The following is a 16,333-nucleotide window of genomic DNA, read 5'->3' on the forward strand; positions in this document are numbered from 1 at the left end:
TATTTTTATTGGTTTACAACTCAATTACCCGAATACGACTTAAATGAAAACACAATTCCTCACAGCAGCTCTTCTGCTGCCGTTGCTTGTCGTAGCGCAGCCAAAAGCAAAGAAAGCAGCTACACCCGCCGTCGACCCCGATAAGAAAACTGTTATTGCTGACCTGGATAAGCGGTTTCCCGAATACGCGGGTATCTCGAAGCAAATCTGGGATTTTGCTGAACTGGGTTACCAGGAAGAAAAAAGTTCGAACCTGCTGGAAGAACAGTTAAAGAAAGAAGGGTTCGACGTAAAAACGGGCGTAGCGGGAATTCCAACGGCCTTTGTCGCCACGTATGGATCAGGTAAACCCGTTATCGGGATTCTGGGTGAATACGATGCACTGCCCGGCCTGGCCACAGAAGCAAAACCTGATTTTACACCTATTGCGGGTCAGAAAGGCGGTCATGGGTGCGGTCATAACCTGTTTGGGACAGCTTCGGTCGCAGCGGCTGTCGAGGTGAAAGACTGGCTTAAGAGATCGGGGCATACAGGAACGATCAGAATTTACGGTTGCCCTGCCGAAGAAGGGGGGTCGGGAAAAGTATACATGGTGCGTGAAGGTCTGTTCAACGATGTCGATGTCGTGTTACACTGGCACCCCGGCGCTCAGAATGCGGCCGATGCCAGTTCGTCGCTGGCGAATAAAAATGCCAAGTTTCGCTTTAAAGGCATTGCGGCCCACGCTGCCGCTTCGCCCGAACGAGGCCGGTCGGCGCTGGACGGTGTCGAAGCCATGGATTATATGGTCAACATGATGCGTGAACACATTCCGTCGGATACCCGCATTCACTACGTTATTACGCGCGGTGGCGAAGCGCCGAATGTAGTACCGGCTTTTGCAGAAGTCTATTATTATGCTCGTCACAAAGATCGCGACATACTCCAAAGCGTCTGGAAGCGGATTGAAAATGCCGCCGAAGGAGCTGCTAAAGGAACAGGTACGCAAGTGGAATGGGAAGTACTGGGTGGCGTCTATAACCTGCTCCCGAACGTAACACTGGCAGAGGCCATGCATCAGAATCTGCAAACCGTCGGTGGTATCAATTACACACCCGAGGAAACAGAGTTTGCTAAAAAGATCAGTGAAACCTTCAACGGTCCGAAGGTACCGATTGAGAGTGCGGCCAAAATAAACGATTTCCGTACGGCGTCCGAAACCACAACCAGCAGCGCGTCTACCGATGTTGGTGATGTAAGCTGGGTGGTACCAACGGTTGGTTTATCGACCGCTACGTGGGTACCGGGTTCATCAGCGCATAGCTGGCAATCAACAGCGGCCAGTGGTATGACCATTGGGCAGAAAGGTATGCTCGTTGCGGCCAAAACCCTGGCTATGACCGCACTGGATCTGTACAAAACGCCAACGCTCATCGAAAAAGCCCGTGCTGAATGGACTCAGAAACGTGGTGCTGATTTTAAATACGAAGCGCTGCTGGGCAATCGAAAACCAGCGTTGGATTATCGGAAGTAATAGATAAACCCCTAAATCTTCTGGAGGGGCAGGGCTGTTAAGTGCTAATCCCGTAGGGACGAAATCATTGTAGAAATAAGCAGAAAAAGTAACCACCAATATAGCTAGAACCCCGGAGGGGTGGCATCATGTCATTCCTCCGGGGTTCTAGCTATATTGGTGGTTACTTTTTCTATAAAGATTACACCCTTTTAGGGTTGACAATCAGAAGTTAACCGCCCTGCCCTTCAGGGAATTTTGCCTAAAAATGAGCAAAGTCCCCTTCGAGGATTTAGGGGGTTTCGCTTCTTTGTTTCCAGTAGAACCCCTTATCTCGACTAACGTATTTACACGTTTAGTCCTCCCTACTGGAATCAAGCTCATGAAAAAGTTCGCGTTTCTGGTTCACCTCCGCAATAGTTATCGAAAAGACCTTAGGGCACTGGCGACTCCGCTCGGCTGGATTCCGGACGCGGTGTATCGACTGGCACTACGTAACCGTCCACTGGCGCCGTTTATCTGGAGCGACGTAACCCTGACACCGAATGCTACCGAGCCTGAAGGTCATATCATCATGCTACCGTATACAGGTCAGCAACTGCTGAAGCAGCAAAACGAAATGGTTCCTTGTATTGAAGAAGCGCTAGCGCTGGCCGCGTCGAAAGGGGCTGAAATTATGGGCTTAAGTGGTCTTATATCATCGATAACGCAGGATGGCAAGCGAGTGAACGCAAATCCGTATTTACCGGTCACGAATGGAAATACCTACACGTCAGTCATGCTCTGGCAACGACTATCCCAACTGATTCGTGAGTGTCATAATCCTAAGCCAGTAGTGGCTTTACTAGGGGCTACAGGCAGCGTAGGCAGGTTAGTCAGTACGTTATTGGCTAAACATCAGGACGACGTCAGGTATTTGCTCATCGATGGCAACAGCCACCGGCTTTATCGTTTGGCGGCTGATATGCGCTCGGTCAACTCATCTGTGGACTACACCGTATCTCAGCAAGTCGACAAAGTAAAACAGGCGGATATTGTTGTGGTTCTTGCCAGTGCCGTAGAGCACACCCTGCAAGCACATCATCTAAAAGTCGGCGCGGTGGTTCTGGACGATACGCAGGTACGTAACACGCAACCGTCGCTGTTGACGAAGCGTCCCGACGTAACGGTCATTGACGGCGGGTTAGTTGCTACCCCGAATCTTCGTTTTCACCAGCGGTCAATTGGACTTCCCAATGGCATTTCCTACGCTCGTCTGGCCGAAACGATGCTATTGGCCCAGGCACGTTATCCGGGTAATTTTAGTGTGGATACCCCTACATTGGCGCAAGCTGAATACATCAGTACGTTAGCCCACCGCTTTTCGCATCTCGGCTTCGGTCTGGCACCCGATCATAGCTTTGGGAAAGCTATTTTCAGACGCGCCATTGTCGCCCGCAAATCCCGTCCGGTTCCAGAACTCAACTTCATCCCTATCAGGGCAACTTCTTCCGTAAGTTTTTCTTAAGAAACCCTTCAAAACCCCTAAATCCCTTAAAGCGAACGTTGTTCAAGAAAGGGCAAAGTTCGCTTTGGGGATTTAGGGGTTTCAAGCGACCGGATGTTATTGAGATTACTTTGCCCGTTGCGGTCGAAGTCCGTACCTTTGCGGCCAATCTCAATGATTGAATGGTAGAATGTTGACTGCCAGAATAGTTTATAGCTGTTCCCATTCGAACATTCACCGCGACGACGGACCGTTCATTCAAAATTCACTCATTAGAAATGCTTCGAACGCACACTTGCGGTGAACTCCGCCTTGCTGACGCTACTAAAACTGCTACGTTGACTGGCTGGGTCCAGACGATTCGCGATAAGGGTGGTGTGTTGTGGATTGACCTCCGCGACCGCTACGGCATTACGCAACTTCTTCTTGAAGATGGCCAAACTGCCCCGGAACTCTTTACAATTGCCCGCTCGCTTGGCCGCGAATTCGTGCTTAAAGCAACGGGAACGATCATCGAGCGGAAATCGAAGAACCCAAACCTGCCAACGGGCGATATTGAATTAAAAGTTACGGCACTGGATGTACTGAATCCGGCCAAATTGCCACCATTTTTAATTGAAGACGATACCGATGGGGGCGATGACCTGCGCCTGAAATACCGTTACCTCGATCTGCGCCGGAACCCGGTTCGCCGGAATCTGGAACTGCGCCATCGGATGGCGCAGCAAACGCGGTTGTACATGGACGGTCAGAATTTCATTGAGGTTGAGACGCCGGTATTGATCAAATCGACGCCTGAAGGAGCCCGTGATTTCGTAGTGCCAAGCCGCATGAATCCGGGTGAATTTTATGCCCTGCCTCAGTCGCCCCAGACCTTTAAACAGTTGTTGATGGTATCGGGATTTGACCGATACTACCAGATTGTGAAGTGCTTCCGCGACGAAGATCTCCGGGCCGATCGGCAACCCGAATTCACGCAGATCGACTGTGAAATGTCGTTCGTCGAGCAGGAAGACATTCTGAACATGTTCGAGGGACTGATTCGGCATCTGTTCAAAGCTGTCAAGGGAGTGGATCTGGACGAGGTGCCGCGCATGACCTACGCCGACGCCATGAAGTTCTATGGCTCCGACAAACCCGATACGCGGTTCGACATGAAGTTCACCGAATTGAAAGGTACGTTCGATACGGTTGACATGACGTCAGGCAAAGGCTTCAGCGTATTCGATTCGGCGGAACTGGTCGTGGGCATTAACGCACCCGGTTGCGCCCACTATACACGTAAGCAGTTGGATGAGCTAACGGAATGGATTAAACGCCCACAGATCGGTGCGAAAGGCCTGATTTACGTTCGGTATAACGAAGATGGCTCCTTGAAATCATCGGTCGACAAGTTCTATTCGGAAGAGGATCTAAAAAAGTGGGCCGCTCATTTCGGTGCAAAGCCCGGCGATTTGATACTCATCATTTCGGGCGATGCAGCTAAGGCGCGTAAACAACTGAGTGAGCTACGTCTGGAGATGGGCAGCCGCTTAGGCCTACGCGATTCAAATGTCTTCAGTTCGTTGTGGGTGCTTGATTTCCCATTGCTTGAGTACGGCGAGGAAGAGCAACGCTGGTTTGCCATGCACCATCCCTTTACGTCACCCAAACCGGAAGATATTCCGCTGCTGGATAGCGATCTGGGAGCCGTTCGAGCCAATGCTTACGATATGGTGATCAACGGCACTGAAGTTGGTGGAGGATCGATTCGGATTTTCAATCGTGATCTACAGGCCCGGATGTTCAGCATTCTGGGATTCTCGGACGACGAAGCGAAAGCACAATTCGGCTTTCTGATGGATGCATTCGAATACGGTGCACCTCCGCACGGTGGGATCGCCTTTGGTTTCGATCGGTTATGTTCCATCTTCGGTGGCGAAAACTCCATCCGTGACTTCATTGCATTCCCGAAAAATAACTCTGGTCGCGACGTCATGATTGATTCGCCGTCTGTCATCAGCCAGGCGCAGTTGAATGAGCTGAAAATTGCGACCGTAGCGAAATAAAGGTAGCCTGGACTTTAGTCCGGGTAGTCGTCAGGCTAAGTTGTAGAGAACGAAAAATATTGATTACAACTTAGCCTGACGGCTACCCGGACTAAAGTCCAGGCTACCTTTTTATTCAAAATCCCACTTACTTACCCATGGATCGCGGGTTTGTTGCTGGAAGCGCTTTAGTTTCTCCTGCATTCGTTTCAGCGTCGCCTGGTACTTTAGATTCGTGGCCAGATTATGCACTTCGTCGGGATCAGCCTGAAGGTCGTATAGTTCAAAGCGAGGCCGGTGCAGAAAAGCGGTTACTGTTCGTTTGCCGTATACATTCTGCTTTGTCCTAAGGATGTCCTGCCATGTAAAGGAATTGTACAGATCGAGCGCCATTGGATACGGCAACGCATGAGCAATGTTGTAAATCAATTTGTATCGTCGTTCACGTAGCACGCGCATCGGGTAATACATGGTCACCTCATGCAGCGAATGCGACGCGTAGACTTCATCCCAGCCCGTTATGTTCTCCTGCTCAATAATAGCCTTAAATGAACGACCTTGTCGGGGTACGTTACCGGCCGAAACGCCCGCAAAATCCAGCAGTGTAGGCGTTACGTCAAGCCACGAGATCATAGCATCCTGTATAAAGCCCCGTTTCTGTGGTTTGGGTAATTTGACAATGCAAGGCAATTTCATTCCAGGCTCATACAAAGTTGTTTTTGAACCGGGAAACGGAGCGCCGTTGTCTGACAGATAAATAATCAGCGTATTGTCGTACTGACCGGCATCTTTCAAATACTCGACCAATCGCCCCACGCCCTGATCGAGTCGGCTAACCGACTCATAATACTGCGCTAGTTCAGCCCGACAGGCTTTTGTATCCTGTAAATAAGGCGGCACTTTTACCTCGCGCGGTTGATAAAAATGATCGCCTACCTGCGGATACCCACCGGGCTTGTTTCCAAAGACATTCGGCTTCGATCCATCGAAAATAGGCTTCCCATCAGGGCCAACCGTATTACTGCGATGAGGGTCGTCAGTAGCGAAATACAGGAAAAAAGGTTGGGCGTCGCTACGTTGACCTGACTTTTCATGAATAAAATCATAACAAAATCGCGCCATCTCCACCGGACTACGCCCTATCGATGCCGGATCATTAACGCCACCGCCTTTTAATACCTGCTGAAAATGATACGTACGTTCCGGTGCTACGTGAAATTTTCCGATACGAGCCGTTCGGTAGCCAGCCTGTTCCAGCAAAACGGGTAAGGAACGTACTGTATCGAACGAGCTGAAATGATGCACCTGGTGTTCCAGCCCATACATACCGTTGGCGTGATTATGCAAGCCCGTTAGCAAGACCGACCGACTGGGGCTACAACTAGCCGTTGTGCAAAACGCATTCGAGAAGCGCGTACCATCAGCAGCTAGTTTGTCGATGTTTGGCGTTCGGATGGCCGTGTTGCCATAGCAGCCAACCGCTTCCCGCCCATGATCATCTGCCACAATCAGAACAATGTTTGGCCGCGAATCCGCGCTGAATCGTCTGAACGTCTCTGTTCTGGATGGATGTGTTACGCCATACTCGCCCTGTGGAACCAGCCAGGCACAAATCCCAATTAAGCAACCGATCAGAATGCCACTAAACGTATAGTTCGTATACATGGCTGTCTGGAGTCTGTTTATTCTTTTTTGACAATCTCTTCCAGAAACGCCCGGAACTTATCCGCAAATTCGGGACGCTTTAGGGCAAACTCGACCGTTGTTTTCAAAAAATCGAGCTTATTACCGATATCGTGCCGTTTGCCTTCAATGCGATGTGCGTAGAGATTTTCACGCTTGAGCAGCATCAGCATGGCATCCGTCAACTGAATTTCGTTATTCTTCCCAACAGGCGTTTGCTCCAGCATGGCAAAAATCTCCGGCGTCAATACGTAGCGCCCAGCAATGGCCAGGTTCGACGGAGCTTCATTGAGGGCGGGCTTCTCCACCAGTTTATCCAGTTCCAGAATACGATCACTCAAGACTTTACCGCCAACAATGCCGTAGCGGTTCACTTTATCGTGAGGCACTTCCTCGACGCCAATCACCGAACAGCCATATTGGGCATACGTATCGATCAATTGCTGGGTTACGGGAATCACCGAATCCATGATCGTATCGCCCAGAAGAACGGCAAACGGCTCATTGCCAACGTGGTGACGAGCATACCGAATTGCATCACCCAGGCCGTTTAGCTCGCGCTGGCGAACGTAGTGCAGGTTAGCCATATCCGAAAGTCGACGCATTTCGTCCAGCAACAACTGGTCTTCTTTCTCTTCGAGCCGGGTTTCGAGTTCGAAATTCCGGTCGAAGTGGTCTTCGATGGCACGCTTACCTTTACCGGTAATGATCAGAATATCTTCGATACCCGAATCAACCGCTTCCTGCACGACGTACTGAATCGTTGGGCGGTCGATGATGGGCAACATTTCTTTAGGCTGGGCCTTCGTGGCAGGCAGGAACCGGGTTCCAAGTCCGGCAGCGGGGATAACGGCTTTTTTGATCATAAGGAGGAGGGAGGAGAGGGAGGAGAGGGAGGAAAAGGACGAGGAGAAAAATCCCATTGTCCCTTTCTTCCCTCCTCCCCTTTCTCCTTTTAAACTACATATGGCTTTATAACGCGGGCGTTTATTTTTTTGAGTTCAACAAACAGGCGGTTCAGCATGGCATCATCGCGGTAGAGGCCAATAATAGAGCCGCCCGAACCGGTGAAGGAAGCGGATGCACCACAGGAACGCGCTTTTTCGATCAGGCTCCGGTTTCGATCACTGATGTTGTAAATGGTGGACCGCAAATTAAAATTACGGTTGACCAGTTCATTCAGAGCCTCCGTATCCTGCCGAAGAATGGCATCGTGCCCTTCCCGCGCTACGTTGGCAATGGCGTTCATCGTTTCGATAACCAGCGGTTCCCCTTTCAGCCATCGGCCTTTGACATCGTTATGTACGCGGCCCGATTGTTTGCCCAGGTCGGTATTGTAAGCAATGTATAGTTTGGGCAACAGACGGGGCTCAATGGGTTCATACTGACCGTGTCCCTGACTTTCCATAATGGTCCGGTCGAAATTCATGTACACGCAACCCTCGTAACACTGAATCACGCGATCCTGCAAACCAGCCGTAATTCCCAGTTCTTCGGCTTCGGTAGCAAGCACCAGATTAGGCAGGATAGGCTGCGGAATCTCTACGTTATAGAACTGCATGAGCGCCCGGAACGTAGCAACAATAATGGCGCTGGAACCTGATAAACCCACCTGTCGGGGAATCGACGTACTATACCGAATCGAAAAGTTTTTGTTGGGCAACCGGATCTGTTCAGCTTCACAGTATTCAGCAAATTTTTTGATGGCCGCTTTTAACAGAGGTACTCCCCCATGATAACCAAGGGTACTGACGGAATCACGCAGATGATACAAACTTCTGAACACGTTCGTATCCTGAGGCTGGGGTTCAATGTGGAGTTCGGGCGATCGGTACAGGGTTACGGATGCGCCAAAATTACGAACACTGATGGCAATCGTTTTACCAAAAAAGCCGTCGGACGGGTTACCGAGAAGACCCGCCCGGGCATATGCACGGGTTTCGATGAGCAACGTACTGAGTGCGGAGTAGCTGTCCGCTGGTTTAGCTGAACAATTAAACGACAAGTTTACGAAAGAATCGTCAGCATAAGGAGGTGTAAACGAAATCCATCCAATAAAAAGCGACCGGGATCGTTCCCGGTCGCTTTTTATTCTATTGCTGATTTTATTTTTGTTAATCTACGTCGTTTTTCTGGACATCTTCTTTGTCTTTGCCCTTGTAGCCTACATTGTGCGGATCATAACCAGCATTCGGGTCATCGCCCTCCTCCAGATACGTAGCATCAGCACGATGGAACAGCGCATCGTCAGACGGGTTTTCGGCGACTTCGCTTAGTTTCTTCGCAGCGTCGTCGCTCATCATCTGTCCCTTAGGTTGGTCGGAGATAGCGTCAGCGTCGACGTCCCACTCCTGCGTGCCGCCCAGGCTTTCGCCTTTTGGCTCACCTACACGGCCTACACCCAGATTGTCCTCACGAACATCGTGAGTTACCTGCATATTTTCGTCGTCCATATCCATGCCTGACGTCGAATCTTTATAAACGTTCGTCCCAACACCCTCCGATTCTCGACCGAAATCGGACGTACCATGCTGGTTTGGGTCTTTTGAATAAAACTCAGGATCTACTTTATCGGGGTCGAATGGTGATGTCGTCGCCATAGCATTACGGGTTTTTTCAAGCTATAACCTGCAAATGTGTTGAGTTGTTTTTTGACAGAGGGCAAGGGGTATGAGGCAGAGGGTAAGAACAAAAGAATTTTTAGTATTACATCCCAGGCCCCATGCCTTCTGCCCCACGCTGTTTTAATTCTGCCAGCAGTTGATCGTTGGTTTGTTGCAGCAACGCCACCCGCTCATTAAGCTGGAAGAGCAAATACTCTACGTTACGAAGGCGTTCCTCCGTCGTAATGGCAGCTGATGGTGAATCCAGCACTTTGAACATGAGTCCTTCCCCCCGAAGTAGCCAGTCGGCGTTGACCTGGGGATAGGCAACCAGAATCTTTTCGAGCGTATCGTAACGAGGTTTTAGCCGACCATGCAGAATATGATACACTTTTTCACCCCGATGCTCGCCTAATTGTCGGGCAAATTCAAGGACACTAATATTGAGCGTGTCGATCAGTTGTTGCAGACGAAAATGAATAGTCATAAATGGCCAAGGGCGGAGGGCAGGGGGCAAAGGGGTAAGGGCATAGGGAAACCCGCTCAATAGCTCCACCCCTATGCCCCTACCCCTTTACCCCCTGCCATTTTACACAAAACTCCGTAAAATTAGTTTATGTTAACCAGCAAAAGACTTTGTTTTCTACAGGAAACTGTGTATTTTTAAACCTGTAAACAGGGCCTTTTTAAAAGGCAAAAGGGACCTCAATATGGGCCCCCTGCTTGAACAGTAAACAACAAATACTAATGAACACACAAAACAAAAGCCAACTTTCGACAATTCAAAGCGGCAACGTACTGAATCCTGATCAAAAGATTAACGAGTTGACTGGTGAGGTGGTCAATAACGGGGCCGCCCGGCGGTACAAATATCTGGAGGGTCACCCCCGTCAGTATCGGTTCGATGCAAAAGAGGGTGTGTTCAATATCAATGGCTCAGAGAAGATGGGCCGTACCCTTACGTTCCAGCCAATTGCCTGGCGGATCTTCACGGATAACATCCTGAACATGGGTACCAAAAACTGGGCAGAAATTTTCTTCATCGATGAGAAAAACTGTGTTTCGGCAGTGTTGTTTCACGGCTATTCTGTCGATAATATTTTTCGACTCATCGAACCACTTTATTACGATGACCTGACATTGGCCGACGTAGTAATCACGGCAGTGGCGGAAAAGAAAGAAAACGCAAAAATTCAGCCGAAAGGTATTTACTACATCGCTACGTTTTCCTACAAAATGGCCGATGTGGAGAAGACTAATGAACTGAAACAGTTTTCGCAGGATGTAAAAATCTTCCGTCAGGAAACCCTTACCGACATCGCCAACATCAAAACTGCGATGAACTATTATAATCCATTCATCAATCTGACCGAAGAGCCCGAACTCTTAGCAGCCGGTTGATTGACAGGATCGATTAGATTCCAGGATTCAGTCTCTACGTTTGACAGCAGCAGAGACTGAATCCTGAAGCTTTTTCATGTTTATCGTTCTAACTCGTTCATGCGATGTTACTAACTTCATCTGGTTCCATACAGCCTCCCCTTTTACCGAATGTCAACGACGATTATCGCTCGCTGACGCGGGTGTCAAACTCAGATCTGACACGACTGAAAGAAGAACACCTGGGTTACTGGTCAGTGCCATCCGCCCGGTTTATCCCAGAAACGACAAAAGTGTTTGGCCGGGCGTTTCATCAGCACCTGCTCGAACCCGAAACCGTGGGGACCGTTCTGAATCAGTTGCTGCCCGATCTGGTACCCGGATACCCTATCCTGGCTCCCAAACAGGCTCAACAACTCGATACGTTAACCCAAACCATTCGTCAGGACGCTTTCTGTCGGCGCTACCTGCGTTTGTCAGAGCGGGAACGGATTGTTTTGTCGACTGAGCCAACGACGGGCATCGCCTGTAAAGCGCGCCTGGACATGGTTTACACCAGCCCGAAACGCCGAAACGCACTGATTATTGATCTAAAAACAACGTCGGCCCGAACACAGGCTCAGTTTTTGGAGTCGTGCTACACCTATGATTATGACCGGCAGGCAGCCTTTTATGTCGACAGCCTGCGCCATGCCGATACGAACGAATGGGATTCGACCCGTCAGGTTCGATTTATTTTCATTGGCGTGATGAAGCAACGCCCGCATCGCTTATTTGCCGTTGACGCTACGTCGATTCCGGGCTTTATCGAGTATGGTCGGAAGAAGTACCGGTTCTGGCTCCGCAAATGGCGTGAAGAGCAGGAAACGAATGTCAGTTTGGTTCCGGCCTGGAGTATGAGTGCTTAATGATAGCGGAGGGCATGGGGGTAAAGGGCAGAGGGTTAAAACCCATTAACGTCGCTCTAGGCTCCATGCCCTCTGTCCCATACTTTTAAACACAAATCGTTATGAACGCGTCAATAATCAACCTGAGCCCGGCTCCGCTTAACTTCGATTGGGGGACTGACGGACTTGTGCTTTGGATTGAAGAATTAGATGGGGCCGACAGTTTGTCGGGTCAGATGAATGAAGTGATGGATCGAATTGCTTTTGCTATCGAGCTGCAAACCGGATGGGACCATCGTACGGATGGTAATACGCTGCATCCGCTCTATGGCTATCGGCTTTTGCTACGTGACGCGTCGGGCTGCTGGAACGCTGTTCAGACCGACGAAACCGGTCACTACACTGGGTTGACGCCTTTACAGGAAATGGATTATGAGATTGCTTATGAGAAAGTAATGTGGATGGATTAGCCATGTTACGCCTTTCTACTTCTATTTATAGAGCATAAATCGCCGGATTCTTAATAGGATCCGGCGATTTATTTTGAGCGGCTACGCAACCTCCCTGGCTTAGTCTGCATCTTTCAGGAAACAACGACTAAACAGCCATTATGAAACCCTTCACTACGTTCTTACTTTTTTCCGTTGTGGCTTTAGCGCCTGCGCTTGCTCAAACCACTATCGACGCCAAAGAGATCATTGCTAAAATAAACCGTAAAGAAGCTATTACGTTACAGAACACAACCATTATAGGAGACCTTGATTTGACCAGCTTAGCCAACCGAAAAGAGGTTCGGGACGGAGGCTTGGGCAGTCAGGAAAATTACCTGAGCACGGTTGACGTTTCCTTATCGTTCAAAAACTGCACGTTCAGAGGGAAAGTGCTGGGGTATCGCACCGAAGACCAGGACAAAAAACTGCTGAGAACAAACAACATCGTTTACAACACCGACTTTACCGAATCCGTGACGATGGAGGGGTGCCAGTTCGAAGACGATGCGGCCTTTAAATACTCACACTTCGACCAGCGGGCAATTTTTACCGACAATACGTTCCGTAGAGAAGCGCTGTTCAAATACAGCAAATTCCGTAATGCAGCTACTTTTAGCGGCTCGACGTTCCGGGGATACGCCGATTTCAAGTACACTCAGTTCGATGAATCATCAGCATTTCAGAGCGCCCGTTTTGAACGCTATGCGGATTTTAAATACACTAAATTTGATGAAGGTGTTGATTTCCAGAAAGCTAATTTCTCGGGCAATGCCGATTTCAAATACACGAACTTTCCGCGTGGTACAAAATTCGACGATGCTCGTTTTAATGGCTCTACCGACTTTAAATACACAAAGCTTGACGGACGGAAGTTTGCGCCGAACGGTCGATACTAGTCTTTACGTAGATTAAACCTACTGCGGGCGCCGGGGGATACCCTGGCGCACTTTTTGTTTCTGCCTTAACCCCACGCCTGTTTTTTGTGTTAATCAGACGTTATCACCATTCACGCAACGTTTTGAAACGCACAACAAAAATCCTGATTGCATTTGTCGTTCTGCTGATTATTGGCCGGTTGCTCCTGCCTTATTTTGTGCTACGCTACGTTAACAAGACATTAGCCGACATGGGCGACTATACAGGTCATGTTGAAGACATTACGATACAGCTCATTCGGGGCGCTTACCAGATTGAGGATATGCGCATCCGTAAAGTCAATGGCAAAATCAAAGAACCGTTCATTTTTATTCCTAAAACGGATTTGTCCGTTGAATGGAAATCGCTGTTTAAAGGAAAGCTGGTCAGCGAAGTTGAATGCTACGAGCCGGAGATCAACTTTGCCTTCAGCGAGAATGAAGCCAGCAGCCAGACAGGCGCCGAAGTTGACTGGACAGCTTTTTTGAAGAAACTATTGCCAATTAGCATCAACCGGTTTGCGGTTATTAACGGCAAAGTCGAGCTGACGAACTTAGTATCGCAACCACGAGCGGATCTATCACTGCAAAAAATTCAGGGTGAAATCCGGAACATTCGTAACGTAGAAGATAAAGCAAACCCACTTCCATCGCCGGTAACGGCTTCGGGAGACGTACCGGGTTATGGCGGCACGATGAATTTCAGTGCCAACATGAACCTTCTAAAAGTGACGCCGGACTTTGACTACAACATGCGTTTTAGCAATCTTCAGCTGGTCAAGCTTAATAGCCTTGCCCGCGAGTACGCTAACCTCGATTTTGAGCAGGGAACGGTAAGTGTCTACAGTGAGATGGCTATGCTCAATAAAAAGCTGAATGGTTATATAAAGCCGCTTACGAAAGGCATGAAAATTTTCAAGCTCAACGAACACGAAGGCCGATCGGTTGGTAAGTTTTTCACGGAATTGGCGGCTCAGGCAGGAACGGCTGTTCTCAAAAATCAGAAACACGATCAGGTTGCTACGCGTATTCCACTCAATGGCACTATCGAAGCTATCGAAACCGCTGTTTGGCCAACTATTTTCGGGGTATTACGTAACGCTTATATTGAGGCTTTCCGGGGCGAGTTTGATAACAGCATTACGCTAAAAGATGCGTTCAAAAACCTCAAAGATGACTTCAAAGAAAAACGGGAAGAACGCAAAGCCAAACGAAAAGAAGCACGCGCCGAGCGGAAAGCTGACCGTAAAGAGAAACGTGCTGAACGAAAGGCAGCCCGTAAGGCTAAACGAGAAAAGAAATAATAAGCCATTACGTTAGTTGACCTCGCTGGGGTCAGATGTTTGTAGTCAATTATGCTTTCTATAAACATCTGACCCCAGCGAGGTCAAACAAGGTTTCAAACCGATAGTCGAGAAAAACTCCCGAGACACCAATACGTTAAAGCTTTGTTGACTTCATGGTATCTTTTCTTGCTCCGGATTCGGTTCGACGTGGCGAATACTTCGCTTTCCCTTTGTGAATACCGGCATCCTTTTCCTGTTTGTACGAAGGAATGGCTCTATCGCCACTTTCCAGCTTCTCTTTCAGGGATGGTTGCGGCAACGGTTTAGTCGATGCCGCTACGGCCGTTTTTGATTTAGATCGGGTTGTTGATTCCGTTGAACCCGATGGTTTGTCTTTTACGCCAGCTCGTCTTTGGTCTTCTGGAGATGAGGTGGTTTGGGCTAATGTTGTCGTTGCGACAAACAGGGCACCAATGAATAGCTTAATCATAACGTTACGTTGTTTTTGTTGAGTTTATGCTGGTTTCGTGATTTATCATCGAACTGTATCGACGCGGGTTGCTCCACCCCGACGTAATGAATCAGGATTTAATCGTCGTTGTTTACGATTTTTAGGCAATGTTGAGTCCATTCCTGCTTCCATTCGCTTCTGGTTACTTTTATCGGACTTTTTCAGTTTAGGCCTGAGCGGATTTGCCTGACGCGTATCGGTCGTTGAGGTCGACTGCTGGATTGCCGGCGACTGGCCGCTTTGCGCTAATGCGCCCGTTGCGAGCGTAAGGCTTAGCAGACTAAGGAATAAGAACGTTCGTTTCATAACGTCGATAAGTTTGTATGGATACGTAACGTCCAGCGGTCCCATTAGGTTATAATACAAACACGTTTGAGAAAATGAATCAGAAGTCTTATGGAATTTTAGCCTTTCATGCATCTTATCGACGTAGGTAGTCAGGCAGCGTATGTTTCTGAAACGATTTCGTAAATCCAAACCCACCAACGACCTGGAGTACGTAGCGGCTTACCGCGTTACGGGCGATCTGGCCATTTTGGGTGAACTCTACGAACAGCATATGGAGCTGGTTTACGCCGTCTGTTACAATTATCTGCGCGACGAAGAAGAGGCCAAAGATGCTGTCATGAATCTGTTCGAGCAGTTGGTTACGGATCTGCGCCGACATGATGTCCAGCAGTTTGGCCCCTGGCTTCACAGCGTAGCCCGAAATTACTGTCTGATGCAGTTACGAAAAAGTCAGACGCATCCGACCACCAGCTTAGTAACCGAGACGGGTAACGATACAGAAGACGAGCCGTTGAACCGATTGCTCAGTGAAGAAACGGACACGTTAGAGTTGGAAGAAGATCTGACTCGGATGGAAACTTTCCTGAAAACGTTACCGCCTGAGCAGCAAACCTGCCTGACGTTGTTTTACCTGGAACGAAAATCCTACACCGAGGTAGCCGACCTGACAGGCTACGATCTAAAACAGGTTAAAAGTTATTTGCAAAATGGCCGCCGAAATTTGAAAATTTGTATGCAGAAGTAAAGCGACCGACCTGCATTACGTATTATGAACGATCAATTGACTTTCAACGATTTGCGAGCTTACCAGGCCGGAAAATTAAGCGGTCCGGCACGGCACCGGGTCGAGCGGATTTTGCTGGAAAATCCATTCTACGCCGATGCGCTGGCGGGTCTGGAAGCGATGCAGCAAACCGCCACGCCCACTGCTGAGCAACTAGCCGATCTACGTACGACACTTCATCAGCGTATTCACGAGTCAGCTACGAAAAAACGGCTCTGGCCGCTCTGGATCGCCACGACAACAGCCGCTATTCTGTTCATGCTGGCAATCGCTATCTATTTAATATTCTTTGCTACCAAACAACCGGTCAAGCCCACGCCAAAACCTGCGAATTCGGCAACGAGTTTACGGTTCGACAATTTACAGAATCAACAAATCAGCCCGAGCCATCAGGGCAATTTCAGGGTCGGTTTCAGCAACGAAATTGGCACAGGCTCCCAGACATTTCTACGGATTTTGTAAAACATTTGCCGACCGCAAACGTTAACGGGGCATAACTAC

17 protein-coding genes are annotated in these 16,333 nt (G+C 49.0%); 10 read left to right on the forward strand and 7 right to left on the reverse strand.

All coding sequences use genetic code 11. The features are described 5' to 3' along the window. Window positions 1-43 precede the first annotated feature (43 nt). The 3 genes from IC230_RS00860 to aspS all read left to right on the forward strand — a co-directional run bounded on the left by IC230_RS00860 (window position 44) and on the right by aspS (window position 5,026). Window positions 44-1,513 carry an amidohydrolase gene (locus IC230_RS00860; RefSeq protein WP_191037071.1) on the forward strand — a complete coding sequence of 490 codons (1,470 nt, stop codon included), beginning with the start codon at window positions 44-46 and terminating at the stop codon, window positions 1,511-1,513. A 361-nt stretch (window positions 1,514-1,874) separates the two neighbouring features. Then, window positions 1,875-2,999 carry a saccharopine dehydrogenase NADP-binding domain-containing protein gene (locus tag IC230_RS00865; RefSeq protein ID WP_191037072.1) on the forward strand — a complete coding sequence of 375 codons (1,125 nt, stop codon included), beginning with the start codon at window positions 1,875-1,877 and terminating at the stop codon, window positions 2,997-2,999. 257 nt (window positions 3,000-3,256) lie between these two features. Then, window positions 3,257-5,026: an aspartate--tRNA ligase gene (gene aspS, locus IC230_RS00870; RefSeq protein ID WP_191037073.1), complete on the forward strand. Its 1,770-nt coding sequence runs from the start codon at window positions 3,257-3,259 to the stop codon at window positions 5,024-5,026. 111 nt (window positions 5,027-5,137) lie between these two features. Here the strand turns inward: aspS and IC230_RS00875 are convergent, their stop codons facing one another. From IC230_RS00875 to IC230_RS00895, 5 genes are all read right to left on the reverse strand, one after another. Next, on the reverse strand, window positions 5,138-6,670 hold the full coding sequence (locus tag IC230_RS00875) for a sulfatase family protein (RefSeq protein WP_191037074.1): 1,533 nt from the start codon (window positions 6,668-6,670) through the stop codon (window positions 5,138-5,140). 17 nt (window positions 6,671-6,687) lie between these two features. Then, window positions 6,688-7,554, reverse strand: a complete 867-nt coding sequence (gene galU, locus IC230_RS00880; protein WP_191037075.1) for a UTP--glucose-1-phosphate uridylyltransferase GalU — start codon at window positions 7,552-7,554, stop codon at window positions 6,688-6,690. A gap of 89 nt (window positions 7,555-7,643) precedes the next feature. Continuing rightward, window positions 7,644-8,639, reverse strand: a complete 996-nt coding sequence (locus IC230_RS00885; protein WP_191037832.1) for a mevalonate kinase family protein — start codon at window positions 8,637-8,639, stop codon at window positions 7,644-7,646. A 163-nt stretch (window positions 8,640-8,802) separates the two neighbouring features. Next, window positions 8,803-9,288 carry a hypothetical protein gene (locus IC230_RS00890; protein WP_191037076.1) on the reverse strand — a complete coding sequence of 162 codons (486 nt, stop codon included), beginning with the start codon at window positions 9,286-9,288 and terminating at the stop codon, window positions 8,803-8,805. Window positions 9,289-9,394: 106 nt separating this feature from the next. Further along, on the reverse strand, window positions 9,395-9,778 hold the full coding sequence (locus tag IC230_RS00895; protein ID WP_191037077.1) for an XRE family transcriptional regulator: 384 nt from the start codon (window positions 9,776-9,778) through the stop codon (window positions 9,395-9,397). A gap of 260 nt (window positions 9,779-10,038) precedes the next feature. Here IC230_RS00895 and IC230_RS00900 point away from each other — a divergent pair, with 260 nt between their 5' ends. From IC230_RS00900 to IC230_RS00920, 5 genes are all read left to right on the forward strand, one after another. After that, window positions 10,039-10,692 (forward strand): hypothetical protein, encoded by a 654-nt coding sequence (locus IC230_RS00900; protein WP_191037078.1) that lies wholly within the window; start codon window positions 10,039-10,041, stop codon window positions 10,690-10,692. A gap of 104 nt (window positions 10,693-10,796) precedes the next feature. Continuing rightward, window positions 10,797-11,579, forward strand: a complete 783-nt coding sequence (locus tag IC230_RS00905) for a PD-(D/E)XK nuclease-like domain-containing protein (protein WP_191037079.1) — start codon at window positions 10,797-10,799, stop codon at window positions 11,577-11,579. Window positions 11,580-11,680: 101 nt separating this feature from the next. Then, window positions 11,681-12,028 carry a hypothetical protein gene (locus IC230_RS00910; protein WP_191037080.1) on the forward strand — a complete coding sequence of 116 codons (348 nt, stop codon included), beginning with the start codon at window positions 11,681-11,683 and terminating at the stop codon, window positions 12,026-12,028. A 140-nt stretch (window positions 12,029-12,168) separates the two neighbouring features. Next, window positions 12,169-12,945: a pentapeptide repeat-containing protein gene (locus IC230_RS00915; protein WP_191037081.1), complete on the forward strand. Its 777-nt coding sequence runs from the start codon at window positions 12,169-12,171 to the stop codon at window positions 12,943-12,945. 92 nt (window positions 12,946-13,037) lie between these two features. Further along, on the forward strand, window positions 13,038-14,267 hold the full coding sequence (locus tag IC230_RS00920) for a DUF748 domain-containing protein (protein ID WP_449451367.1): 1,230 nt from the start codon (window positions 13,038-13,040) through the stop codon (window positions 14,265-14,267). Window positions 14,268-14,403: 136 nt separating this feature from the next. Here IC230_RS00920 and IC230_RS00925 read toward each other — a convergent pair whose 3' ends face one another. Both IC230_RS00925 and IC230_RS00930 read right to left on the reverse strand, forming a co-directional pair. After that, entirely contained in the window at window positions 14,404-14,739 is a 336-nt protein-coding gene (locus IC230_RS00925; RefSeq protein WP_191037083.1) for a hypothetical protein, read from the reverse strand. Between the two features lie 45 nt (window positions 14,740-14,784). Further along, entirely contained in the window at window positions 14,785-15,066 is a 282-nt protein-coding gene (locus tag IC230_RS00930) for a hypothetical protein (protein ID WP_191037084.1), read from the reverse strand. A gap of 142 nt (window positions 15,067-15,208) precedes the next feature. Between IC230_RS00930 and IC230_RS00935 the strand changes: the two genes are divergently transcribed. Together IC230_RS00935 and IC230_RS00940 are read left to right on the forward strand one after the other, a co-directional pair. Then, complete coding sequence (locus IC230_RS00935) at window positions 15,209-15,793, forward strand: RNA polymerase sigma factor (RefSeq protein WP_191037085.1); 585 nt, start codon at window positions 15,209-15,211, stop codon at window positions 15,791-15,793. Window positions 15,794-15,817: 24 nt separating this feature from the next. Further along, window positions 15,818-16,294, forward strand: a complete 477-nt coding sequence (locus tag IC230_RS00940) for a hypothetical protein (protein WP_223860148.1) — start codon at window positions 15,818-15,820, stop codon at window positions 16,292-16,294. The last annotated feature ends 39 nt before the right edge of the window (window positions 16,295-16,333 follow it).

Source organism: Spirosoma validum, assembly GCF_014699035.1.
Taxonomy (GTDB): Bacteria; Bacteroidota; Bacteroidia; order Cytophagales; family Spirosomataceae; genus Spirosoma; species Spirosoma validum.

Bases quoted from the DNA above. Each gene is read 5' to 3' on its own strand.
- IC230_RS00860 (WP_191037071.1), top strand. From the start codon at position 44: ATGAAAACACAATTCCTCACAGCAGCTCTTCTGCTGCCGTTGCTTGTC.
- IC230_RS00865 (WP_191037072.1), top strand. From the start codon at position 1,875: ATGAAAAAGTTCGCGTTTCTGGTTCACCTCCGCAATAGTTATCGAAAA.
- aspS (WP_191037073.1), top strand. From the start codon at position 3,257: ATGCTTCGAACGCACACTTGCGGTGAACTCCGCCTTGCTGACGCTACT.
- IC230_RS00875 (WP_191037074.1), bottom strand. From the start codon at position 6,670: ATGTATACGAACTATACGTTTAGTGGCATTCTGATCGGTTGCTTAATT.
- galU (WP_191037075.1), bottom strand. From the start codon at position 7,554: ATGATCAAAAAAGCCGTTATCCCCGCTGCCGGACTTGGAACCCGGTTC.
- IC230_RS00890 (WP_191037076.1), bottom strand. From the start codon at position 9,288: ATGGCGACGACATCACCATTCGACCCCGATAAAGTAGATCCTGAGTTT.
- IC230_RS00895 (WP_191037077.1), bottom strand. From the start codon at position 9,778: ATGACTATTCATTTTCGTCTGCAACAACTGATCGACACGCTCAATATT.
- IC230_RS00900 (WP_191037078.1), top strand. From the start codon at position 10,039: ATGAACACACAAAACAAAAGCCAACTTTCGACAATTCAAAGCGGCAAC.
- IC230_RS00905 (WP_191037079.1), top strand. From the start codon at position 10,797: ATGTTACTAACTTCATCTGGTTCCATACAGCCTCCCCTTTTACCGAAT.
- IC230_RS00910 (WP_191037080.1), top strand. From the start codon at position 11,681: ATGAACGCGTCAATAATCAACCTGAGCCCGGCTCCGCTTAACTTCGAT.
- IC230_RS00915 (WP_191037081.1), top strand. From the start codon at position 12,169: ATGAAACCCTTCACTACGTTCTTACTTTTTTCCGTTGTGGCTTTAGCG.
- IC230_RS00925 (WP_191037083.1), bottom strand. From the start codon at position 14,739: ATGATTAAGCTATTCATTGGTGCCCTGTTTGTCGCAACGACAACATTA.
- IC230_RS00930 (WP_191037084.1), bottom strand. From the start codon at position 15,066: ATGAAACGAACGTTCTTATTCCTTAGTCTGCTAAGCCTTACGCTCGCA.
- IC230_RS00935 (WP_191037085.1), top strand. From the start codon at position 15,209: ATGTTTCTGAAACGATTTCGTAAATCCAAACCCACCAACGACCTGGAG.
- IC230_RS00940 (WP_223860148.1), top strand. From the start codon at position 15,818: ATGAACGATCAATTGACTTTCAACGATTTGCGAGCTTACCAGGCCGGA.